The sequence below is a fragment of the Rhodopseudomonas sp. NSM genome, from assembly GCF_052445935.1.
Taxonomy (GTDB): Bacteria; Pseudomonadota; Alphaproteobacteria; order Rhizobiales; family Xanthobacteraceae; genus Rhodopseudomonas.
This window is the reverse complement of record NZ_JBQTCH010000020.1, coordinates 1-334: the sequence shown is the minus strand read 5'-3', so window position 1 is coordinate 334 and position 334 is coordinate 1. Positions and strand designations below refer to the sequence as shown.

Below are 334 nucleotides of genomic sequence, written 5' to 3'. Positions count from 1 at the left end.
ATCGCCGAGGGCGGACCGTTCGAGAACCTGACCACCGCGACTCTGATCGCCGCGATCCAGGTGCTGCAGATGGTGCGTGAGCGCGACGGCGCAGCCGGTCGGCCGATGCAGGACACGTTCGACCCCGACGATGAGCCGGCGCTCCAAACCATCTGCCGAACACTGGAGGGCAGCACCGCGAAACAGAAAAACCCGCATCCGCCAGGATCACTCGCCTACGCCAGTTGGATCTGCGCCCGCCTTGGCGGATGGACCGGCTACTACGGCAAGCCAGGCCCCATCGTGATCCTCCACGGCCTCCAATCCCTCAGAGCCATGCTCGCAGGCTGGAAGC

General features: G+C 65.9%; 1 pseudogene. It reads left to right on the top strand.

Annotated elements, in window-relative coordinates:
• A pseudogene (locus ACTZWT_RS24385) lies at positions 1-334 on the top strand (IS4 family transposase); the annotation flags it as partial.